17 protein-coding genes, 1 tRNA gene and 1 pseudogene are annotated in these 23638 nt (G+C 45.0%); 17 read left to right on the plus strand and 2 right to left on the minus strand.

Going from position 1 to position 23638, the window contains the following annotated elements; genetic code table 11:
• From QVP40_RS06265 to ppdK, 7 genes and pseudogenes are all read left to right on the plus strand, one after another.
• Window positions 1-1460: pseudogene (locus tag QVP40_RS06265) on the plus strand (insulinase family protein); the annotation flags it as partial.
• A gap of 32 nt (window positions 1461-1492) precedes the next feature.
• Entirely contained in the window at window positions 1493-2401 is a 909-nt protein-coding gene (era, locus tag QVP40_RS06270; RefSeq protein ID WP_022067621.1) for a GTPase Era, read from the plus strand.
• Window positions 2402-2403: 2 nt separating this feature from the next.
• Entirely contained in the window at window positions 2404-3156 is a 753-nt protein-coding gene (recO, locus tag QVP40_RS06275; RefSeq protein ID WP_022067622.1) for a DNA repair protein RecO, read from the plus strand.
• 39 nt (window positions 3157-3195) lie between these two features.
• Entirely contained in the window at window positions 3196-3675 is a 480-nt protein-coding gene (locus tag QVP40_RS06280) for an ureidoglycolate lyase (RefSeq protein ID WP_022067623.1), read from the plus strand.
• A gap of 91 nt (window positions 3676-3766) precedes the next feature.
• Entirely contained in the window at window positions 3767-5161 is a 1395-nt protein-coding gene (locus tag QVP40_RS06285; protein ID WP_022067624.1) for a glycine--tRNA ligase, read from the plus strand.
• 520 nt (window positions 5162-5681) lie between these two features.
• A complete protein-coding gene (locus QVP40_RS06290) occupies window positions 5682-6932 on the plus strand; it encodes a 6-phosphofructokinase (RefSeq protein WP_022067625.1) in 1251 nt (416 codons plus the stop codon).
• A gap of 152 nt (window positions 6933-7084) precedes the next feature.
• Window positions 7085-9715, plus strand: a complete 2631-nt coding sequence (gene ppdK / locus QVP40_RS06295) for a pyruvate, phosphate dikinase (protein ID WP_022067626.1) — start codon at window positions 7085-7087, stop codon at window positions 9713-9715.
• Window positions 9716-10248: 533 nt separating this feature from the next.
• Here the strand turns inward: ppdK and QVP40_RS06300 are convergent.
• Window positions 10249-11319, minus strand: a complete 1071-nt coding sequence (locus tag QVP40_RS06300; RefSeq protein WP_022067628.1) for a lactonase family protein — start codon at window positions 11317-11319, stop codon at window positions 10249-10251.
• Between the two features lie 383 nt (window positions 11320-11702).
• Here QVP40_RS06300 and QVP40_RS06305 point away from each other — a divergent pair, with 383 nt between their 5' ends.
• From QVP40_RS06305 to deoD, 5 genes are all read left to right on the plus strand, one after another.
• Window positions 11703-12644: a magnesium transporter CorA family protein gene (locus QVP40_RS06305; protein WP_288200356.1), complete on the plus strand. Its 942-nt coding sequence runs from the start codon at window positions 11703-11705 to the stop codon at window positions 12642-12644.
• A 39-nt stretch (window positions 12645-12683) separates the two neighbouring features.
• Window positions 12684-13538, plus strand: coding sequence for a hypothetical protein (locus QVP40_RS06310; RefSeq protein WP_022067630.1), 855 nt, complete (start codon window positions 12684-12686; stop codon window positions 13536-13538).
• A gap of 44 nt (window positions 13539-13582) precedes the next feature.
• Entirely contained in the window at window positions 13583-14872 is a 1290-nt protein-coding gene (locus tag QVP40_RS06315; protein ID WP_022067631.1) for a diaminopimelate decarboxylase, read from the plus strand.
• 127 nt (window positions 14873-14999) lie between these two features.
• Window positions 15000-15773: a uridine phosphorylase gene (gene udp / locus QVP40_RS06320; RefSeq protein WP_022067632.1), complete on the plus strand. Its 774-nt coding sequence runs from the start codon at window positions 15000-15002 to the stop codon at window positions 15771-15773.
• Window positions 15774-15806: 33 nt separating this feature from the next.
• Entirely contained in the window at window positions 15807-16511 is a 705-nt protein-coding gene (gene deoD / locus QVP40_RS06325; RefSeq protein ID WP_022067633.1) for a purine-nucleoside phosphorylase, read from the plus strand.
• 208 nt (window positions 16512-16719) lie between these two features.
• On the opposite strand, the gene QVP40_RS06330 is transcribed toward deoD, so the two are convergent.
• A tRNA-Leu gene (locus QVP40_RS06330) sits at window positions 16720-16801 on the minus strand.
• A gap of 358 nt (window positions 16802-17159) precedes the next feature.
• Here QVP40_RS06330 and ftsH point away from each other — a divergent pair.
• The 5 genes from ftsH to QVP40_RS06355 all read left to right on the plus strand — a co-directional run bounded on the left by ftsH (window position 17160) and on the right by QVP40_RS06355 (window position 23631).
• Window positions 17160-19082 (plus strand): ATP-dependent zinc metalloprotease FtsH, encoded by a 1923-nt coding sequence (gene ftsH / locus QVP40_RS06335; protein WP_022067634.1) that lies wholly within the window; start codon window positions 17160-17162, stop codon window positions 19080-19082.
• A 112-nt stretch (window positions 19083-19194) separates the two neighbouring features.
• Window positions 19195-19569, plus strand: coding sequence for a zf-HC2 domain-containing protein (locus tag QVP40_RS06340; protein WP_022067635.1), 375 nt, complete (start codon window positions 19195-19197; stop codon window positions 19567-19569).
• Window positions 19570-19595: 26 nt separating this feature from the next.
• Window positions 19596-22235 carry a DNA polymerase I gene (gene polA / locus QVP40_RS06345; protein WP_022067636.1) on the plus strand — a complete coding sequence of 880 codons (2640 nt, stop codon included), beginning with the start codon at window positions 19596-19598 and terminating at the stop codon, window positions 22233-22235.
• Window positions 22232-22837, plus strand: coding sequence for a dephospho-CoA kinase (coaE, locus tag QVP40_RS06350; RefSeq protein WP_022067637.1), 606 nt, complete (start codon window positions 22232-22234; stop codon window positions 22835-22837). Before polA ends, coaE begins: the two co-directional genes overlap by 4 nt.
• Window positions 22834-23631, plus strand: coding sequence for an MBL fold metallo-hydrolase (locus QVP40_RS06355; protein ID WP_022067638.1), 798 nt, complete (start codon window positions 22834-22836; stop codon window positions 23629-23631). The genes coaE and QVP40_RS06355 overlap by 4 nt, the downstream gene beginning before the upstream one ends.
• Window positions 23632-23638: the final 7 nt, after the last annotated feature.

Below are 23638 nucleotides of genomic sequence, written 5' to 3' on the forward strand. Positions count from 1 at the left end.
CGGAAGAAAGAGAAGCGCTGGTACAGAAAACAAAGGATCTGGAGGCTTATCAGGAAGCGCCTGAGGAGCCGGGTGCGGAAAAATGTATTCCCATGCTGAAAAGGGAAGATATCCGTAAAGAGGCAGCAGGTTTTTCCAATGAACCGCTGGATGTGGACGGCAGCCTGTTCCTTTACCATGAGGTGCCCACCAACGGAATCGCATACCTTGACCTGATGTTTGATCTTAAAAACCTTGCACCGGAAAAAGTCCCATATCTGGGTCTTCTGAAGTCTGTTCTTGGATATGTAGACACTGCTCATTATACCTACGGAGAGCTGTCCAATGAGATCAATGCCGAGACCGGCGGTATCAACATTGGAATAGAGGTGTTTGATCATGTGGACTCTACAGAGGACTATGACGCCATGTTCTCTGTAAGAGGAAAGGTAATGTATCCGAAAATTGACGTTCTGTTCCGTATGATCAGGGAGATCCTGAATACTTCCAGCCTGGAGGATACCAAACGTCTCTACGAGATCATTGCAAGAGTAAAATCCAGAGCTCAGGCAAATCTGGTAAGTGCAGGACACTGCACAGCGGTTCTTCGGGGCGCTTCCTACAGCTCGCCTATGGCGGCTTTCCAGGAGGGAATGTCCGGTATTGCCTATTATCAGTTTATCGAGGAGCTGGAAAAGAATTTTGACACCAGAAAAGAGGAGCTTGTAAAAGAGCTGAATTCTCTTATGACGGAAATTCTCCGGCCGGAATATCTGAAGATCAGTTATACAGGAGAAAGGGAGTCTCTGGATGAGATCATGAAGCAGGTGAAGGCTCTGAAGCATACGCTTCATACAGAACCTGTTGGCATCGCAGAAAAATCCATAAGCTGTGAAAAGAAAAACGAGGGATTTACCACCTCCGGACAGGTTCAGTATGTAGCCCGTACCGGAAACTTCCGCAAAAAAGGCTATGAATACACAGGCGCTCTGGATATTCTGAAAGTGATTTTGAGCTATGATTATCTCTGGATGAACCTTCGTGTAAAAGGCGGAGCTTATGGATGTATGAGTGGCTTTAAGAGAAGCGGGGAAAGCTATTTTGTTTCCTACAGAGATCCCCATCTGAAACGTACCCTGGATGCTTATGAGGGAATTCCGGCTTATGTCCGTGATTTCCAGGCAGATGAGCGGGAAATGACAAAATATATTATCGGTACCATAAGCGGAAAGGATGTTCCCAGAACACCTCAGATGCAGGGAAGTATTTCCAAAACTGCCTGGTTCTGCGGCGTTACAGAGGAAATGATGCAGAAAGAGAGAAATCAGATCCTTGGCGCAGACGTAGAGGATATCCGCGGACTTGCTCCACTGATCGAAGCGATCCTTTCCGATGATGCGGTATGTGTTGTCGGAAGTGAAACAGCCATTGAAAAAGAACGGGAAATCTTTAAAGAGGTAAAATCTCTGATTTCCTGCTGACAAGTACAGAAGAAAGCAGGGACAATTTTTATATGAAAGAAAACTTTAAATCAGGCTTTGCAGCCATTATCGGCCGTCCCAATGTGGGGAAATCCACTCTGATGAATCATCTGATCGGCCAGAAGATCGCCATAACATCCAAAAAACCTCAGACCACCAGAAACAGGATCCAGACTGTTTATACCTGTGAGGACGGACAGATTGTATTTCTGGATACTCCGGGAATCCACAAGGCAAAAAACAAGCTGGGAGAGTACATGGTCCAGGTGGCAGAGCGTACTCTGAAGGATGTGGATGTGATCCTCTGGCTGGTAGAGCCAACCACCTTTATCGGAGCAGGAGAGCGTCATATTGCAGAGCAGCTGGGAAGCCTTCATCTTCCGGTGCTTCTGATCATCAATAAAGTGGATACCGTTGACCGGGAGGAGATCGCAAAGGCCATTGACACCTACCGGAAGCTTTACCATTTTGATGAGATCATTCCTGTTTCTGCGCTGCGTGGTGTAAATACAGAGGATATCATCCCCAGTATTCTCAAATACCTTCCCTACGGTCCTATGTTTTATGATGAGGATACGGTAACAGACCAGCCGCAGAGACAGATCGCGGCAGAGATCATCCGCGAAAAGGCGCTTCATGCTCTGGATGCGGAGATCCCTCACGGAATCGCGGTGGCTATTGACCGCATGAAGGAGCGTCCGGGCAAAAGCCGTCTGGTGGATATTGACGCAACCATCATCTGCGAGAGGGATTCTCACAAGGGAATTATTATCGGAAAGCAGGGAAGCATGCTGAAAAAGATCGGAAGCAACGCAAGGTTTGAGCTGGAGCGGATGCTGGATGCAAAGGTGAACCTGAAGCTTTGGGTCAAGGTAAAAAAAGACTGGCGGGACAGTGATTTTCTGATCAAAAACTTTGGATATGATAAAAAGGAAATCTGATCATGAGTGACCTGATTACTGTGCAGGGTGTTGTGATATCTGCCATGCCCATCGGGGAGTACGACAAAAGGATCGTGCTCCTTACAAGAGAAAGAGGAAAGATTTCTGCCTTTGTCAGAGGAGCCAGAAGGCTGAACAGCCCTTTTATGGCAGCAGCAGAGCCTTTTGTGTTCGGAAGCTTTACTCTTTATGAGGGAAGAAGCAGCTATAACCTGAATCAGGTAAATGTAACTCATCATTTTATGGAACTGGCGGCCATGCAGCCGGGGATTTATTATGGGTATTATTTTCTGGAGTTGGCAGATTATTTCGGGCAGGAAGGAACAGACGAAAGAGAAATGATGAATCTTCTCTATGTGACAGTAAAAGCCCTTCTGAATCCTCATGTAAAGGATTCCCTGATCCGCTGTGTGTTTGAACTGCGGGCCATGGCTGAGGAAGGGTACTGTCCTGAGCTTGCTTCCTGCGCCTGCTGTGCCAGAGATGAGGTTCCGGAAAACGACTGTTTTTTTTCTCAGGAGCATCACGGTATTCTGTGCGGTTCCTGCGCAAAAGGTCAGAGGGATGCAGTGAGGATCTCCGGGGCGGCTCTTTATGCCATGCGCTACATTGTCAGTGCGCCAATGGGAAAGCTTTACACCTTTACAGTCAGTGAAGAGGTTCTGGCAGAGCTGGAGCGGATCGTTCACAGATATGTTGACAGAAACACAGACCGGAAATTTAAGAGTCTGGAAATTCTGGAAATCATGAAATAAAAGCAAAACTATAAAGAAAAATCAGCGGGAGGGATTTTTATGAAGCAGATCAAGGTAAAAACACTTACAGCAGAAAGTTTTAAAGAATTTGGAAGTTTTACAGATTTTATGAACCCTGAAGGCTACAGCCTGGGAGATTTTTATCAGGACAGACTGAGAATGCACAGTTCAGGAAGCATGCAGATGACTTTTTCGCCGCTTCTGATACATAAACCGGAAAAAATGATCGTCTCAGCAGCAGAATATCACAACTATACACAGGAAGGCGTACTCTGTCTGGATGATGATGTGATCGTCCATGTGGCGCCTGCCGGAAAGGAGCCTGTACCGGAACTGACAGAGGCTTTTCTTGTGCCAAAGGGAACTATGGTGCTTCTTCATACAGGAGTATGGCATTTAAGCGCGATTCCTGTAAATAAAGAGCTGGCTCATGTGATGATCGTTCTTCCGGAACGGACTTATCACAATGACTGCGTTGTAGTGGATTATCCGGAAGAAAAATGGGTGGAAATCTGTTGAAAAAGCAGAAGGATGCTAGTATAATGAGAGCATTGATAACTGCAGGGGAGACCAGGCAGTTAAGAACATTGAAAAATTTAGGAGAATAATTATGGAAAAAACAATGGAAAAAATTGTTGCTCTGGCAAAAGCCAGAGGATTCGTCTATCCGGGCTCTGAGATTTACGGTGGTCTGGCAAATACCTGGGACTATGGAAACCTGGGTGTGGAGCTGAAAAACAACGTAAAAAGAGCGTGGTGGCAGAAATTTATTCAGGAGTCTCCCTACAATGTAGGCGTAGACTGTGCGATTCTTATGAATCCTCAGACATGGGTAGCTTCCGGTCACCTGGGCGGATTTTCTGATCCTCTGATGGACTGTAAGGAGTGCCATGAGCGTTTCCGTGCAGATAAGCTGATCGAGGACTACTGTGCAGAGCATGGGATCGAGATTGAAGGAAGCGTAGATTCCTGGTCTCAGGAACAGATGATGGAATTTATCAAAGAGCATCAGGTTCCCTGCCCAAGCTGCGGCAAACATAACTTTACAGACATCCGTCAGTTTAACCTGATGTTCAAGACCTTCCAGGGTGTAACTGAGGATGCAAAAAATACCGTATACCTTCGTCCGGAAACCGCGCAGGGTATTTTCGTAAACTTTAAGAATGTACAGAGAACCTCCAGAAAGAAAATTCCATTTGGAATCGGACAGATCGGTAAATCTTTCCGTAATGAGATCACTCCTGGAAACTTTACCTTCCGTACCCGTGAGTTTGAGCAGATGGAGCTGGAATTTTTCTGTGAGCCGGATACAGACCTTGAATGGTTTGCATACTGGAAGCAGTTCTGCCTTGACTGGCTCAGTTCTCTGGGTCTTAAAGAGGATGAGGTACGTTATCGCGACCACGATCAGGAAGAGCTGAGCTTCTACAGCAAGGCTACCACAGACGTGGAGTTCCTGTTCCCGTTTGGCTGGGGAGAACTGTGGGGTATTGCTGACAGAACAGACTATGACCTGACACAGCATCAGAATGTTTCCGGTCAGGATCTGACTTACTTTGACGATGAGAAGAAGCAGAAATATATTCCATATGTGATTGAGCCGTCACTGGGAGCTGACCGTATGGTGCTTGCATTCCTGTGCAGCGCATATGATGAAGAGGTTCTTGACGCTGAGAAAAATGATGTGCGTACCGTGCTTCGTTTCCATCCGGTGCTTGCTCCGGTGAAGATCGGTGTGCTTCCTCTTTCCAAGAAGCTGAATGAAGGCGCTGAGAAGATCTATCAGCAGCTTTCTAAAAAATACAACTGCGAGTATGACGACCGTGGAAATATCGGAAAGCGTTACAGAAGACAGGATGAGATCGGAACTCCGTTCTGCGTAACCTATGACTTTGATTCCGAGACAGACGGCGCAGTAACTGTCCGCGACCGTGATACCATGGAGCAGGTTCGCGTGAAGATCGATGAGCTGGATGCTTACTTTGCAGACAAGTTTACATTTTAATAAAAAATAACAGGACATGATGTCAACAGCCGGGGCGGTATTCTTTGGGATACTGCCCTGTTTTTTGTATTTTGGAGCTTTTTTAGACTATGTGTCAGGTTTTGGGGTGGGATTCTTTAGGAAACTGCCCTGTTTTTTTGTATTTTGGAGCTTTTTTAGGTTCTGTGTCAGGTTTTTGGGTGGGATTCTTTAGGAAACCTGCCCTGTTACTGCATTTTGGGAGCCTTTTTTAAATAGATTTTGCATGTCGTTTCCTCCGGAATTCCAACAGCAATAAGGGAAATACTCTTTCTCTGAATGAAATTGTTGAAATAGCAGAGAAACAAGAATCAGTGTCGGAATAATATATGCAATATTGTCTTTTGGATTGCTTTTTGTTTCCTGCGAAGATGTGTATTTTGACTATGTATAATTTGAAATCAAACAATATTATATGCAAAATATATAATATAAGCTTGACGAAATGAATATATATTGTTAAAATTAACAATTATAGGTTGTTGTACAGGAGGAACAGAATATGGCAAAAAAAAGAAACATCATCGTAGGACAGTCAGGAGGGCCCACCTCTGTAATTAATTCCAGTCTGGCAGGCGTTTATAAAAATGCCATTGAACGAGGCTTTGACAAGGTGTACGGAATGCTTCACGGAGTACAGGGACTTCTGGATGAGCAGTATGTGGATCTGTCTACACAGATTCATTCGGAACTGGATATTGAGCTTCTGAAAAGAACTCCGTCTGCATTTCTTGGTTCCTGCCGTTACAAGCTTCCGGAAATACACGAAGACAGAGACATTTATGAGAAACTGTTTGGAATTCTGAATAAGCTGAGTATTGATACGTTTATTTATATTGGCGGTAATGATTCCATGGATACCATTAAAAAGCTGTCGGATTATGCCATTCTTACCGGACAGAAGCAGAAATTTATCGGTGTGCCAAAAACAATTGACAATGATCTGGCTCTCACAGACCATACTCCGGGATTTGGCAGCGCGGCAAAATACATAGGAGCCTCCACAAAAGAGGTGATCCGCGATGCGGAAGGTCTGACCTACAAGAAAAAGATGATCACTATTATGGAGATCATGGGACGAAATGCAGGCTGGCTTACCGGAGCGGCTGCTCTTGCAAAAACAGAGGACTGCGAAGGCCCGGATCTTATTTATCTTCCGGAAATTCCTTTTGATGTGGAGAAGTTCCTGGCAAAGGTCAAAGATCTGCTGACGAAAAAGGATTCTGTTGTCATTGCGGTGTCTGAAGGAATCAAGCTAGCTGACGGGCGTTATGTCTGCGAGCTGGGAAGCTCCAGCGATTACGTGGACAACTTCGGACATAAACAGCTTCAGGGAACCGCTGCGTATCTGGCAAACTTCCTGGCAGGAGAGTGCGGCTGCAAAACCAGGGCCGTAGAGTTCTCCACACTTCAGAGAAGCGCATCCCATATGGCTTCCCGGACAGATATTGACGAGGCGTTTATGGTGGGAGGCGCTGCAGTAAAGGCCGCAGACGAAGGAGATACCGGCAAAATGGTGGTCATCGACCGTGTTTCCGATGATCCGTATATGGCAAAAACAGGTATTTATGATGTGCACCGCATTGCCAATGAGGAAAAACTGGTTCCAAGAAACTGGATGACAAGAGACGGCTCTTACGTGACAGAGGACTTTATTGATTATATCAAACCGCTGATCCAGGGAGATTATCAGCCAATCATGGTGAACGGTCTTCCAAGACATCTTGTACTGAATATGAAGAAAAAACGCTGACATGATACGAGCGCAAGGGGGGAAATGATAGTTTTTCCCCCTTTTTTTGAGTTTGTCCTTGACTATTTGGAAAGAAATCTATACAATAACTATGTGCGTATAAAAACATATTTTTATGTTTAAAGAACAAAAATTTAGGAGGAAAATGTAAAATGGCAAAATGGGTTTACATGTTTACAGAAGGTAACGCTACTATGAGAAACCTTCTGGGTGGTAAAGGTGCCAACCTTGCTGAAATGACAAGCCTGGGTCTTCCTGTACCGCAGGGCTTCACAATCACAACAGAAGCCTGCACACAGTACTATGAAGACGGAAGACAGATCAACGATGAGATCATGGCTCAGATCATGGAAGCAATCACCAAAATGGAAGGAGTTACCGGAAAGAAATTCGGTGACAAAGAAAATCCTCTGCTTGTTTCCGTTCGTTCTGGTGCAAGAGCATCTATGCCAGGTATGATGGATACTATCCTGAACCTTGGTTTAAATGAAGAAGTTGTTCATACTTTAGCTGAAAAATCCAACAACCCACGTTGGGCTTGGGACTGCTACAGAAGATTCATCCAGATGTACTCTGACGTAGTTATGGAAGTTGGCAAGAAATATTTTGAAGAGCTGATCGACAAAATGAAAGAAGAGAAGGGCGTAACTCAGGACGTTGAGCTTACTGCTGAAGATCTTGAAACTCTTGCTAATCAGTTTAAGGCTGAATATAAAGAAAAAATCGGCGCTGATTTTCCGTCTGATCCGAAGGAGCAGTTAATGGGAGCTATCAAAGCTGTATTCCGTTCCTGGGACAACCCGAGAGCAAACGTATATCGTCGTGACAACGATATCCCATATTCCTGGGGTACTGCTGTAAACGTACAGATGATGGCATTCGGTAACATGGGTGATGACTGTGGTACAGGTGTTGCCTTCACACGTGACCCGGCTACAGGTGAGAATGGTCTGTTCGGTGAGTTCCTTACAAACGCTCAGGGTGAGGACGTTGTTGCCGGTGTTCGTACACCAATGCACATCTCCGAGATGGAAGAGAAATTCCCGGAAGCATTCGTAGAGTTCAAGAATGTATGCAATACTCTTGAAAAACACTACAGAGACATGCAGGATATGGAGTTTACTGTAGAGCATGGTAAACTGTATATGCTTCAGACACGTAACGGTAAGAGAACTGCTCAGGCTGCTCTGAAGATTGCTTGTGACCTTGTTGACGAGGGAATGAGAACAGAAGAGGAAGCTGTAGCAATGATCGATCCTCGTAACCTTGACACACTGCTTCATCCGCAGTTCGACGCTCAGGCTCTGAAAGCTGCTACACCGATGGCAAAAGCACTTGGCGCTTCTCCGGGAGCTGCATGCGGTAAAATTGTATTCACAGCTGATGATGCTGTAGAGTGGGCTGCAAGAGGCGAGAAAGTTGTTCTTGTTCGTCTTGAGACTTCTCCGGAAGACATCACTGGTATGAAATCTGCTCAGGGTATCCTGACAGTTCGTGGCGGTATGACATCTCACGCAGCAGTTGTTGCTCGTGGTATGGGTACCTGCTGTGTATCCGGATGCGGCGAGATCGCTATGGATGAAGAGAATAAGAAATTTACACTTGCCGGCAAAGAGTTCCACGAAGGAGACAGCATCTCCCTTGACGGTTCCACAGGTAACATCTACGACGGAATTATTCCGACTGTAGACGCTACAATCGCTGGTGAGTTCGGAAGAATCATGGGATGGGCTGACAAATACAGAACACTCAAGGTTCGTACAAACGCTGATACTCCGGCTGACGCTAAAAAAGCTCGTGAGCTTGGCGCAGAAGGTATTGGTCTTTGCCGTACAGAGCATATGTTCTTCGAAGGCGACAGAATCGACGCTTTCCGTGAGATGATCTGCTCTGAGACAGTAGAAGAAAGAGAAGCAGCTCTTGAGAAGATCCTTCCGGAGCAGCAGGGAGACTTTGAGAAACTGTATGAAGCTCTTGAAGGAAACCCGGTTACTATCCGTTTCCTGGATCCGCCGCTTCATGAGTTCGTTCCTACTACAGAGGAAGATATCAAGAAACTTGCTGACGCTCAGGGCAAAACTGTTGAGCAGATCAAGACTATCATTGATTCTCTCCATGAGTTCAACCCGATGATGGGTCATCGTGGATGCCGTCTTGCGGTTACTTATCCGGAAATCGCCAAGATGCAGACAAAAGCAGTTATCCGTGCAGCTATCAATGTTAAGAAAGCACACGCTGACTGGAATGTTTGCCCAGAGATCATGATTCCGCTTGTAGGCGACATCAAAGAGCTTAAATATGTTAAGAAATTTGTTGTTGAGACAGCAGACGCTGAGATCGCAGCAGCAGGCGTTGATCTGAAATACGAAGTTGGTACAATGATCGAGATCCCGAGAGCAGCTCTTACTGCAGACGAGATCGCTAAAGAAGCTGACTTCTTCTGCTTCGGTACAAACGACCTTACACAGATGACATACGGATTCTCCCGTGATGACGCTGGTAAGTTCCTGGATGCATACTATGACGCTAAGATCTTTGAGAACGATCCATTCGCAAAACTCGACCAGGTTGGCGTTGGCAAGCTTATGGAAATGTCCATTAAACTTGGAAAACCGGTTAACCCGAACCTTCATGTAGGTATCTGTGGCGAGCACGGTGGAGATCCGTCTTCCGTAGAGTTCTGCCATAAGATTGGCCTGAACTATGTATCCTGCTCACCGTTCCGTGTACCGATCGCTCGTCTGGCAGCAGCACAGGCAGCTATCGCTGAGAAGAACGCGTAAGATAAATTTTGTCACAGGGCAAAGCCATATATCCTGTTTTGGGGCAAAACCCGTATCCTGGGAAATGGCTTTATCCTGTGTATACATGGGATGATTTTCTGAAGAATTCTGTCGGCTTCCGGCAGACGCTTCACGGGGAAGAATCCTGTGGCAATGCATGAGCTGATCGTGCATTGTGTGTCCAAGCAGAGTAATAAAAGGTTGTCAAATCAGACAGTATAAGATAAAGACCTTGATCTTGCAGAGGTTTGCCTTTTGGGGCGTGATTTCTGCAGGTCAGGGTCTTTTTGTTTCCTGTAAAAATCAAGGTTTTTCAGAGATGATGATTCCGCTTGCAGGCAACATTGAAAAGAAAGAATTTGTTGTTAAGACAGCAGGCTCTGAAGCTGGAGCAGGTATTGATATTAAATGTGTGCTTCTGGCTTTTATCAGGATTACAAAAACAGAGATTGGACATTGTGACAGGTTAAAAGATATCCGGGGCATAAAATATCCCCGTCTGCAAAAGCAAACGGGGATGAATGAGCTATGTTTTACTGTTCGTCCGGGACAGCCCAGATATGAATGTTGTTAGGGGTTTCGATTTTATGAGGTCTGTCGTTCATGACAATAATGTTTTTTTCATAATCAACTGCAAATACAGTGATGGTATTGCTTGCGTGATTGGCAATGGCAATATGACGGTTGTCCGGGAAGATCACCAGATCTTTGGGATAATCGCCGCTGATCGGAAGCGTGAACTTCTTTTCCAGAAGACCTGTTTCCGGATCGATCTCGTACATAGAAACTGTATTTTCCCCTGCTGTTGTACAGAAAAGATGTTTTCCGTCAGGTGCCAGTGCAAGTCCTGAAGCTGCATTGTGGAAAGAATCCTGATCGTGTTCTTTGCTTAAAGTGGAAACACTCTGGAGAAGCTCGAATTCCGGAGTCATACCGCTGCCGTCATAACTGTAGACTTTTATTTCATTGCTCAGCTCAAAAAGAATATAAGCGAATCGCCCGTCCTCGCTGAAGCGGATGATTCTGGGGCCGCTTTCTCTGGGACAACGAAGGATATCCACAAGTTCCAGTTTGTGGCGTCTTTTATTGATGCGGTAAACCTTTACCTGATCAATTCCGTTATCTACTGCGCAGAGATATTTGTTGTCCGGCGTGGGGCGGACACAGTTTACGTGAGGACGGAAATTACGTTCAGCTACGCTGCCCAGACCTTTATGAAAGACTCCGTCCATAAGACTGCCCAGTCGGCCGTCCTGGTGAGTATGTACTACGGTTACCTTTCCATCGTGGTATCCTGCTACGTAGAGATATTTACCGTCTACGTCAGTGGAAAGAAAACAGCCTCTCATTCCGTCAATGTCCACACTGTTGATTCTTTCAAGGTCACCGTTTGCATCACGTCTGAATACAGCGACTCCTTCGTCTTCAATGGAATAAAGAAAAAGCCCGTTTTTGGAGAGAGCTGTATGGGAAGAGTTCCGTACTTCTACCTCGCTGCGTTCTGTGAGAGTTCCGTTTTCCACATCTACATCATAAACCTGAATTCCCTTGCTGGAGCCATGAGTGTAGGTTCCCACATATGCCACATATTTTTTGTTTTCCATTCTGTTGCCTCCTGTTTTTATGTATGGCAGCCCTTCCGGAGGGTGTCATACGGAGATTTTATATCATACCAGTAAAAACATACGATTTTACGGCGCCTGACTGTTTTTACCTGAATGATGATGGCAGCTGCGCTGCCGGATTTCTGGAATTAATTATATCATAAAGATAATGTAAGAACAAGTTTGCGATAAGCACAAAAATGTACTTTCTTATGTACGAAATTCAGATTTTTTCAAATTGTAAATTTCCTGTTAATGAAAAGTCTTATGAATTGACAAAGAACCGTTCACAACTTATAATGTATACTGTATTTTTATATATGAGGGACTTTCAGACCAGATGGTCTGGATGGAAAAAAGAGAGTGGAAAGGGGAAAAGAATCGTGATTAGAATGTTTCGGACATCTGAAGGTGCTATTCATGAAATACAGGAACCGCAGGATGGCTGCTGGATCGCTCTTACGAATCCTACAGCAACGGAGATTTTTGAGATTTCGGAGCAGTTTCAGATTGAGGTAGACGATCTCAGAGCCCCTCTGGATGAGGAAGAGCGTTCCCGTATTGAAGTGGAAGATGATTACACGCTGATTCTGGTTGACGTGCCTATGATCGAGGAGAGAAATGATAAGGACTGGTACGGCACCATCCCTCTCGGTATTATAGTAACAGATAAAATGATTTTTACCATTTGTCTGGAGGATACACAGGTTCTTACAAGATTTATGGAAGGCCGTGTAAGAAACTTTTTTACCTATATGAAAACACGTTTTATCCTGCAGATACTGTACCGCAATGCCAGTATGTACCTGCGTTATCTTCGTATTATAGATAAAAAAAGTGAACAGGTGGAGGAAAAGCTTCATCTTTCTCCCAGAAATCAGGAACTGATCGAGCTTCTGGAACTGGAAAAATCACTGGTATACTTTACCACTTCTCTGCGTTCTAATGAAGCAGTGCTGGAGAAGCTGATCAAGGTGGAGAGTATTAAAAAATATCCGGAGGATACGGAGCTTCTGGAGGATGTTATCATCGAAAATACTCAGGCGATTGAAATGGCCAATATTTACAGAGGCATTCTGAGAAGCATGATGGATGCATTTGCCTCTGTTATTTCAAACAACCTGAACGATGTGATGAAGATATTATCTGTGATCACAATCGTAATGAGTATTCCTACGATTATTTTCAGTGCTTACGGCATGAATCTTAACGCTGCCGGAATGCCGTTCTCCGGCACTCAGTGGGGATTCCTGATCGTTATTCTGATATCCATAGCACTCAGTGTGATCGCCGCAATTGTGCTGTCAAAAAAGAAATATTTTTAAAGCGCGGTCAATGAATAAAAAAGGAGATTGAGTGAGTTTATGAATTGGATTGACAAGCTGGAACGAAAGTATGGAAGATACGGAATTCCGAACCTTACTATGTATATGGTGATTTGCTATGTGCTGGGATATCTTTTGATGTATATTAATCCCGGTATGCTGAGTATGCTCAGCCTGGAACCGGCCATGATCCTGAAAGGACAGATATGGAGACTTGTAACCTGGGTGATCTACCCGCCGCAGACAGGAAACTTCCTGTTGTTTGCAATTTCCATTTTCTTTTTCTATTATCCCATAGGAAGTTCTCTGGAGCGTACCTGGGGAACGTTCCGCTATAACCTGTATATTTTTTCAGGACTTTTATTTGTACTTGCAGCTTCATTTCTGACCTACTTTATTACAGGGAGAATGTATCTGGTAGGCGGTGTATTTACCACTTATTATGTCAGCATGTCTGTATTTCTTGCCTATGCTGCCTGCTATCCGAACATGCAGATCCTTCTGTGGTTCGTGATCCCCATTAAGATGAAGTGGATGGGATGGGTGTACGGAGCGATTATCCTGTATAACATTATCACTTATGTCAGAGTGGGAGCCTGGGTTATGACTGTGCCGATCATTGCTTCTTTCCTGAACTTTATCCTGTTTTTCTTTACTGCTCTTAGCGGCAGCCGGTATAATCCGAAGGAAGTGAAGAGACGGAGAGAATTTCAGAAGGCTATGGCCCAGAGTCGTGTGAATCCTTCTACAGGAAGCGCGGCAAAACATAAATGTGCGATCTGCGGACGTACAGAATTAGATGATCCGAATCTTGAATTCCGGTTTTGTTCCAAATGCAATGGAAACTATGAATACTGTCAGGATCATCTGTTTACTCATCAGCATGTGAAGTAAACAAACGAGGAGATATTTAAGAGACAAACGAGGAGTTAATTATTATGAAAAAAAGACCATTTGTTACGCTGGAAAAATTAAAAGAAATTGAAGAGCAGTTTCCTACACCTTTTCATCTTTATGATGAAAAAGGAATCCGCGAAAATGCAAAGGCGCTGAAGGAAGCCTTTGCCTGGAACAAAGGATTTAAGGAGTTTTTTGCGGTAAAAGCAACTCCCAATCCATATCTGATCCAGATCCTTCAGGAGTATGGCTGTGGCTGCGACTGTTCTTCCATGACAGAGCTTATGATGGCAAAGGCTCTTGGCTGCAGGGAAGGAGATATCATGTTTTCTTCCAATGACACACCGGAAGAGGAGTTCCGTTATGCGGATGAGATTGGCGGAATTATCAACTTGGACGATATCACTCACATTGAGGCTGTGGAGCGTGCTGCAGGAAGAATTCCAAAAACCATCAGTTGTCGTTACAATCCGGGCGGTGTGTTCAAGATCAGCAATGATATTATGGATAATCCCGGGGATTCCAAGTATGGAATGACAACAGATCAGATTTTTGAGGCATTCCGTATTCTGAAAGAAAAAGGCGCGGAGAATTTTGGTATTCATGCGTTTCTTGCCAGCAATACTGTAACAAATGAGTATTACCCAATGCTTGCAAAGGTTATGTTTGAGCTTGCAGTGAAGCTTCAGAAGGAAACCGGCGCGCACATCAGTTTTATTAATCTTTCCGGCGGTATCGGTATTCCATACAGCCCGGATCAGAAGCCGAATGATATCCGCGTGATCGGAGAGGGTGTGCGTAAAGTCTATGAAGAGGTTCTTGTTCCGGCAGGAATGGGAGATGTTGCTATTTATACGGAGCTGGGCCGTTTTATGATGGGACCTTACGGCTGCCTTGTTACAAAAGCAATCCACGAAAAACACACTCATAAGGAGTATATCGGAGTGGATGCCTGTGCGGTAAACCTGATGCGTCCTGCCATGTACGGAGCCTATCATCACATTACGGTTATGGGCAAGGAGGATCAGCCCTGTGACCATCTTTATGATGTGACAGGATCACTCTGCGAGAATAATGACAAATTTGCCATTGACCGATATCTGCCGCAGGTGGACAAGGGAGACCTTCTTGTGATCCACGATACCGGTGCTCACGGTTTTGCAATGGGCTATAATTATAACGGAAAACTGAAATCAGCAGAAATTCTTCTTCATGAGGACGGAAGCTTTGAGATGATCCGAAGAGCAGAAACTGCAAAGGATTATTTTGCCACCTTTGACTGCTTTCCGATTTATGAAAAGCTTCTCGAAGATGCAGACAGACTGAAATAAAAATAAAGGGAGACCGGGCAGATGCCAGGTCTTCTTTTGCTTTCTGGCAGCTTTTATGTTTTGAAAAAACAAAGTTTTGGACAGAATAAAAAGAGCAAACTGCCGGATATAAGTAAGGAGGGATTTTATGGTATATTCAACAGATGGAAAAGCCTACCATATCCAGGTGGCTGCAGGAGAAATCGGAAGGTATGTGATCCTGCCGGGAGATCCGGGACGCTGCGCTTCCATAGCGAAGTATTTTGATGATCCGGTTCTGATCGCAAATAACAGAGAGTTTGTCACTTATACGGGATATCTGGACGGAGAAAAAGTCAGCGTTACTTCCACCGGAATCGGAGGGCCTTCTGCTGCCATTGCAATGGAGGAACTGGTGGAGTGCGGAGCAGATACTTTTATCAGAGTAGGTACCTGCGGCGGAATGGAGCTGACAGTAAAAGGCGGCGATATTGTAGTCGCTACCGGAGCTGTACGTATGGAAGGAACCAGCAAAGAATATGCGCCCATTGAATTTCCGGCAGTACCGGATTTTCATGTGACAAATGCGCTGGCCTCTGCTGCAGAAGAGCTTGGCTGTACGTTTCACACAGGGGTGGTACAGAGTAAGGATTCTTTTTACGGACAACATTCTCCGGAGATAAAGCCTGTCAGTTATGAGCTGCAGAACAAATGGGAGGCATGGCTGCGGCTGGGATGCCTTGCCTCAGAAATGGAATCAGCTGCGCTTTTTATAGTTGCAAATTATCTTAGGGTTCGCTGCGGAGCAGCTTTTCTGGCTCTGGGAAATCAGGAGAGGGCAAAGAGGGGAATGGATAATCCTCTGATTTATGACACGGATATGGCTGTGAGAGTCGGAATCCGGGCGATCCGGCAGCTGATCCGGGAAGACCACCGAAAATAAGCATATGATTTATATAAAAAAGGAGGGACAGCTATGAGTATACCAACACCGCATAATGCCGCGCAAAAAGGAGATATTGCCAGGAGAGTTCTGATGCCGGGAGATCCTTTGCGGGCAAAATATATTGCAGAAACTTATCTGGAAGCTCCGGTCTGCTTTAATACAGTGAGAAACATGCTGGGCTATACAGGAACTTATCATGGACAGGAGATTTCTGTTATGGGAGCCGGAATGGGAATGCCTTCCATGGGTATTTACAGCTATGAGCTGTTTCATTTTTATGATGTAGATGAGATCATTCGCATTGGGTCCGCAGGAGCCCTTCAGGATCATGTGAATGTAAGAGATGTGGTTCTGGCTATTGGCGCCTGTACAGATTCCTCCTATGCTCATCAGTACTGCCTTCCGGGAACTTTTGCGCCTACGGCAGACTACGGGCTTCTGGATAAAGCAGTAAAAAAAGCCCATGAATTAAAGATCCCTGTCCATGTGGGAAACGTGCTGTCCTCAGATCTGTTTTATAATGAAGATCCGGCTGCTGCTCCGGCATGGAGAAGCATGGGGGTATTATGTACGGAAATGGAATGCGCGGCTCTTTATATGAATGCTGCAAGAGCAGGAAAGAAAGCTCTGGGTATTCTGACGATTTCCGATCATATTTTTAAAAAGGAGGCGCTTTCTGCTCAGGAGAGACAGACTTCCTTTTCTCAGATGATGGAGATTGCCCTGGGAATCTGAAGGGAAACAGATGGGGACAGGAAGAAAAACCGGTTTTTTATTTGTAAGAAAAACAGTCATGAAAAAATAAGCTTTACAAAACAGAGGAATCCATTGCTGTAATAACAAGATTGCTGCTGTGGTGAGGATTGAAACTGTTTCAGTACAGAATCAACGAAAAAGAGAACGTACATTTCGAAAATGAAATATACGTTCTCTTTTTATCAAATGCCGCTGGCCGGACTCGAACCGGCACGGTGTTACCCGCTTGATTTTGAGTCAAGTGCGTCTGCCAATTCCGCCACAGCGGCACATGAACCGATAATTATATTAACACAAAAGACAGAATTCTGCAAGAAAAATTTTAAAGATGCCGTCCTTTAAATGAGGTCCTTTAAATGACACACCGGTTACCCGGGGTGGTATAAACGGAGTGAACAGCAACATAAACGGCAGATTGGCAGTTAAATACCGGAAAAGCAGTTTGCAGAGGCTATCCGGCACATCCCAAACTCTTTTTTATGAAAAATTAATAATATTTCACAGGAAGTACATTGAAATCAGACGGAAAAGGTGGTATGTTACATCAGGTAAATAACTTTGCACATATTGGGAGATACTGATAAGTGATTCCGATATGATGTAACGGGGATGGAGGATAGACAATATATGAATTTAGGCGACAAAAAACCTGGTAAAACGCCTACCAAGAGACCTCTTTATGTATATTATATTATTGTAGGTGTCATTATCGTTCTTCTGAATATTCTGGTTGTGCCTGCTATTCAGGAGAGAAGTATTGAAAAAACAGATTATTCCACTTTTATTAAAAGTGTGGAAAAGGGCAATGTAACCCGGGCGACTATTGAAGAGGGCTACATTTATTATGAGGTAAAATCTCCGAAAACAGGAAATACACTGACCTGCAAGACTGTTCAGATGGATGATCCTGATCTTGTAAATCGTCTGTTGGAGGCAGATGTTGTAATGGATGAGGTACTTCCGGAAAGTCCGTCCATTTTCTTTACTCTGATCTTAAGCTATGTGATCCCGATTGGAATTTTTATTTTCCTGGGACGCTGGCTCAGCAGGAAAATGATGTCTTCTATGGGAAACGGCGGCCCCGGAGGCGCCATGTCCTTTGGAAAAAGCAACGCAAAAGTATATGTAAAATCTTCTACAGGGATCAAATTTTCCGATGTTGCAGGAGAGGATGAGGCAAAAGAGCTTCTGACAGAAATCGTGGATTATCTGCACAATCCTCAGAAATATACGGAAATCGGCGCTTCTATGCCAAAGGGCGCTCTTCTTGTAGGCCCTCCCGGAACAGGAAAGACTCTTCTTGCCAAGGCAGTTGCCGGCGAAGCGGAGGTTCCGTTTTTCTCTATTTCCGGTTCTGAGTTTGTGGAAATGTTTGTAGGTATGGGCGCTGCCAAGGTTCGTGATCTGTTTAAGCAGGCCAATGAAAAGGCTCCCTGTATCGTGTTTATCGATGAGATCGATACCATTGGTAAAAAACGTGACGGCGCGGGATTTTCCGGCGGAAATGATGAGCGTGAGCAGACTCTTAACCAGCTTCTGACAGAGATGGATGGTTTTGACGGCTCTAAGGGTGTGGTAATTCTGGCAGCTACCAACAGACCGGATTCCCTTGACCCGGCCCTTCTTCGTCCGGGACGTTTTGACAGAAGGATTCCGGTAGAGCTTCCTGATCTTCAGGGAAGAGAAGAGATCCTTAAGGTTCACGCAAAAAAAATTAAAATTGCAGATACTGTCCGCTTTGATGAGATTGCAAAGGCTGCTGCCGGCGCTTCCGGCGCGGAGCTTGCAAATATTGTCAATGAGGCAGCTCTCCGTGCGGTCCGCGATGGACGTAAGTTTGCCACTCAGGCAGACTTTGAGGAGAGTATTGAGGTTGTTATTGCCGGATATCAGAAGAAAAACCGTGTGCTTTCCAACAAGGAAAAGCTGATCGTTTCCTATCATGAGATCGGTCATGCTCTTGTGGCGGCAAAACAGACAGAGTCTGCGCCTGTCCATAAGATCACGATTATTCCGCGTACTTCAGGAGCTCTTGGATATACCATGCAGGTAGATGAAAAGGAACATTTCCTGATGTCAAAAGAGGAACTGGAAAACAAGATCGCCACCTTTACCGGAGGACGTGCCGCGGAAGAGCTGATTTTCCACTCTATTACCACAGGCGCTTCCAATGATATTGAACAGGCCACAAAAATTGCCAGAGGTATGATCTCACAGTTTGGTATGAGCGAGGACTTTGACATGGTTGCCATGCAGAATGTAAGCAATCAGTATCTTGGAGGAGACGCAACTCTTGCCTGCTCCTTTGAGACACAGACACTGATCGATAAAAAAGTGGTAGAACTGGTAAGAGCTCAGCATGACAAGGCGCTGAAAATCCTTCAGGACAACATTGGAAAGCTTCATGAGCTGGCTCAGTATCTTTTTGAGCATGAAACCATTACCGGAGAGGAGTTTATGCAGATTCTGAATGCTCCTGTTCCTGCTGTGGAAACAAATGATGCTCCGGAAAAAACACAGACGGCAGCGCCGGAAATAACAGAAGAATAACGGCTTTGTATTTAAGAATAAACACATAAATAAGAGGGTGATTCCGGCGAAATTCGTTGAGAATCACCTTCTTTTATGGTATGATATCAGAAGCGGACAGGAGGGAATTTAGATGATCAGAAGAGGACAGATATCTGAGCTGGACTGCCGTACTGCAGAAAGTATGGTGGCAAGATACATGAACCATACCCTGAAAACAGACGAGCTGGAAGAATTTCTGGATCACATTGAGCATTGTCCTTCCTGCTATGACGAGCTGGAGACTTATTTTATAGTTAATAAAGTAACCCAGCAGCTGGATGAACAGGAGGACGGTTCTGTACTTGATTTTCAGAAGCTTCTGGAGCAGGATATTCGCAGATCCAGAAGAAATATCCACAAGAGAAGGGGAATACAGTTTGCCGGAGGAATCCTTACAATGATTCTGACAGCAGCGCTGGTGATATTTTTTATTTTCATATTTTTTGAAATAAAACATTTTTGGTAAAAAGACAATCTCAGGAGGACAGCAGTTTGAGTGAAAAAATTTTACTGATCGACGGGCACAGTATTTTAAACCGTGCCTTTTACGGACTTCCCGATCTGACGAATTCAGAGGGGAAGCATACGGGAGCAGTGTACGGATTTCTGAATATTATGTTTCGTATACTGGAGGAGGAAAAACCGGATTATCTGACAGTGGCATTTGATCTGCATGAGCCTACATTCAGACATAAGCTTTATGATGCATATAAGGGGACAAGGAAGGGAATGCCCTCTGAACTGGTAGAGCAGGTTCCTCTGATGAGGGAAATGCTCGCTGCTATGGGGGTAAAAACTGTTTCCATGCCGGGCTATGAAGCAGATGATCTTCTGGGAACACTTGCCAGAAAAAGTGAACAGAAGGGCATGGACGTAACGATTTTATCCGGAGACAGGGATCTGCTTCAGCTTGCAACGGACAAGGTAATGATCCGCCTTCCAAAAACCTCAAAGGGCAAGACGACTATAGAGAATTTCCACACGGCAGAGGTTCTGGAAAAATATCAGGTAACGCCGTCTCAGATCATTGAACTGAAGGCGCTGATGGGGGATTCTTCAGACAATATCCCGGGGATTCCGGGTGTGGGCGAAAAAACTGCCACAAAGATCATTGCCCAGTTTGGCTCAATAGAAAACGCCCATGAGCATCTGGAAGAAATAAAACCCAATAAGGCCAAAGAATCGATGAGAGAACACTACGATCTGGCTGTTTTAAGCAAAACTCTGGCAACCATCAATACAGAAAGCCCTCTTGAATACTCTTATGAAGAGGCGCGCCTTGGAAATCTTTATACACAGCAGGCCTATGAGCTGTGCAGAAAACTGGAGTTTAAAAATCTTCTGGGCAGATTTGACGCAGAAGCAGTCCCGGAAAATACCATAGAGCAGAATTTCTTTGTGTGCAGTGAGCTTTCGGGCGTGGAAGCTCTGTTTGAAAAAGCTGCGCGTAATTCTATGGCAGGAATTGCGCTGATTGCAGACAAAAACAATGTATATGGCCTTGGACTTGCGCTGGAAAAAGAAGAAGTATATTATATTCCTGCAGAAGGGCTTCTGTCAGGAGAATATCTTTGTGAAAAGCTGAGAAAACTGGGAGAAACCACAGTGATCAGCGCCATGGATATTAAAATGCTTTTAAAGCACGTGGAATCGCTGGAACCGGAACGGGTATTTGATCTTGGAATCGGGGCTTATCTTCTGAATCCTCTGAAATCCTCTTATACTTACGAGGACATTGCCAGAGAGTATATCGGAGGAATCAGTATTCCATCCAGGGAAGAGCTTCTTGGAAAAGATACGTATGAAAAAGCCTGGGAAAAATCTTCCGAAAATCTGGGAATCTGTGCCTGCTATCAGGCGTTTACTGCCTATGCTGCCAGGGAGAAAACAGAGGCAGAGCTTAAGGAAACAGGAATGTGGCAGGTTTATACGGACATTGAACTTCCTCTTGTATTTACTCTGGATTCCATGGAAAAATGCGGAATCTGCGTAAAAGGAGAGGAACTGAAAGCATATGGCGAAAGACTCAGCGTCCGGATCCGTGAGCTGGAAAAGCTGATCTACGAAAAGGCGGGAGAGGAATTTAATATTAACTCTCCGAAGCAGCTTGGAGTAATACTTTTTGAAAAAATGGGGATTCCGGGAGGAAGAAAGACAAAAACCGGATATTCCACAGCGGCAGATATTCTGGAAAAACTGGCTCCGGAGCAGCCTGTTGTAAATGATATTCTTGAATACCGGCAGCTTACAAAGCTGAAATCCACCTATGCAGACGGCCTTGGCGCAGTAATTGAAGAAGACGGAAGGATCCATTCTACTTTTAATCAGACGATCACTGCCACAGGACGCATCAGCAGCACAGAACCGAATCTTCAGAATATCCCGGTCCGTATGGAGCTGGGAAGACTGATCCGAAAGGTATTTGTGCCTGAGGACGGGTCTGTGTTCCTTGACGCAGACTATTCTCAGATCGAGCTTCGTGTGCTGGCTCATATGTCCGGGGATGAAAAGCTGATCCAGGCTTATCGGGAAGCTGAGGATATCCACAGACTGACCGCTTCTCAGGTATTCCATGTTCCCTATGATGAGGTGACAGATTTACAGAGAAGAAACGCAAAGGCAGTAAACTTCGGAATCGTATATGGAATCAGCTCCTTTGGCCTCAGCCAGGATTTAAGTATTACAAGAAAAGAAGCGGCAGAATATATAGAGAAATATTTTGAGACCTATCCCAGCATTAAAGTTTTTCTCGACCGGATGGTTGATGAAGGAAAAGAAAAGGGATATGTTTCTACCATGTTTGGCAGGAGACGGCCCATTCCGGAGCTGAAATCAGGAAACTTTATGCAGAGATCCTTCGGGGAGCGGGTGGCTATGAATTCTCCGATTCAGGGAACAGCAGCGGACATCATTAAAATAGCCATGAACCGTGTGTATGCAAGAATGATCCGGGAAGGTCTTAAGTCCAGACTGGTTCTCCAGGTTCATGATGAGCTGCTGATCGAGACAAAAAAAGACGAGGTGGATGCAGTGTCCAGGATACTGGAAGAGGAAATGAAGGGAGCTGCGCAGCTTGCTGTGGAGCTTGAAATCGACATGCATCAAGGAGAAAGCTGGTACGAGGCAAAATGACAGATCAGACTATGAAGATCATTGGAATCACCGGAGGCGTGGGAGCCGGCAAAAGCACAGTGCTGAACTACCTGGAAAAGCATTTGTCTGCCTGTGTCATACAGGCGGATCAGGTAGGGCACCAGGTTATGGAACCTGGCGGACGCTGCTATGATCAGGTGATCAGTTTATTTGGAAAAAAAGTCATAAAAAGTGATAAAACCATTGACCGTAAGGCTGTATCAGATGTAGTATTCTGTAATGAGCAAATGCGCTGCAGACTGAATGAGATCATTCATCCGGCGGTTAAGGCTTTCATTTTGGAGAGAATAGAGGAAGAGCGGAAAAATGGCCGCGGTCTTTTTGTTGTGGAGGCCGCGCTTCTTCTTGAAGATCATTATGACGCGATCTGCGACAGGATCTGGTATATTCATACAGATCAGGAAGTTCGGATACAGCGTCTTATGGAAAGCAGAGGCTACAGCCGCCAGAAAGCAGAGAATATTATTGCCAGTCAGGCGTCAGAGGCTTATTTTCGTTCACATGCAGATTATGTGGTGACAAATAACGGTCTTTTGGATGAGACATACATACAGATCGATGAAGGGATAAAGAAACTATGAGATTTTGCAGTATAGCCAGCGGAAGCAGCGGAAACTGTATTTATGTGGGCTCGGAATGTGCTCATGTTCTGGTAGATATAGGGATCAGTGGCAAAAAAATGGAGCAGGGTCTGAACAGTCTGGATCTGACCGGCCGTGACATTGACGGCATCCTGATCACTCACGAGCATTCCGATCATATTAAAGGGCTGGGGGTGATCGCCAGGAAGTATGGCATTCCCATTTATGCTACAGGCGGAACCGTAGATGCCATGCTGCGGTGCGGGTCCCTTGGAAAAATACCGGAAGGGATATTCCGGGAAATCCGGGAGGATCAGACATTTGAGATCAAGGATTTAAAAATCAATCCGTTTACCATTCCTCATGATGCGGCTCAGCCGGTAGGCTATCGCCTGGAATGTGGGGAAAGCTCTGTAGGTATTGCTACGGACCTTGGGAAATATAATGACTATATTATTGAAAATCTTCAGAATCTGGATGCGCTTCTTCTGGAGGCCAACCATGATATCCGGATGCTTCAGGTAGGAAAATATCCCTACTATCTGAAACAGAGAATTCTGGGAGACAGAGGACATCTGTCCAATGAAAATGCAGGAAGGCTTCTCTGCAGGCTCCTTCATGATAATATGAAAGCTGTTTTTCTGGGACATTTAAGCAGGGAAAACAATTATGAAGAGCTTGCCTATGAAACCGTATGCTCAGAGGTAACACTGGGAGACAACCCTTATAAATCAAAGGATTTTAAAATTCAGGTAGCGAAACGGGATTTTGTTTCCGAAGCAGTTACCATATAGAAAGGAC

The sequence above is a fragment of the Blautia sp. CAG:257 genome (genome assembly GCF_000433815.1).
GTDB classification, from domain to species: Bacteria; Bacillota; Clostridia; order Lachnospirales; family Lachnospiraceae; genus Blautia_A; species Blautia_A caecimuris.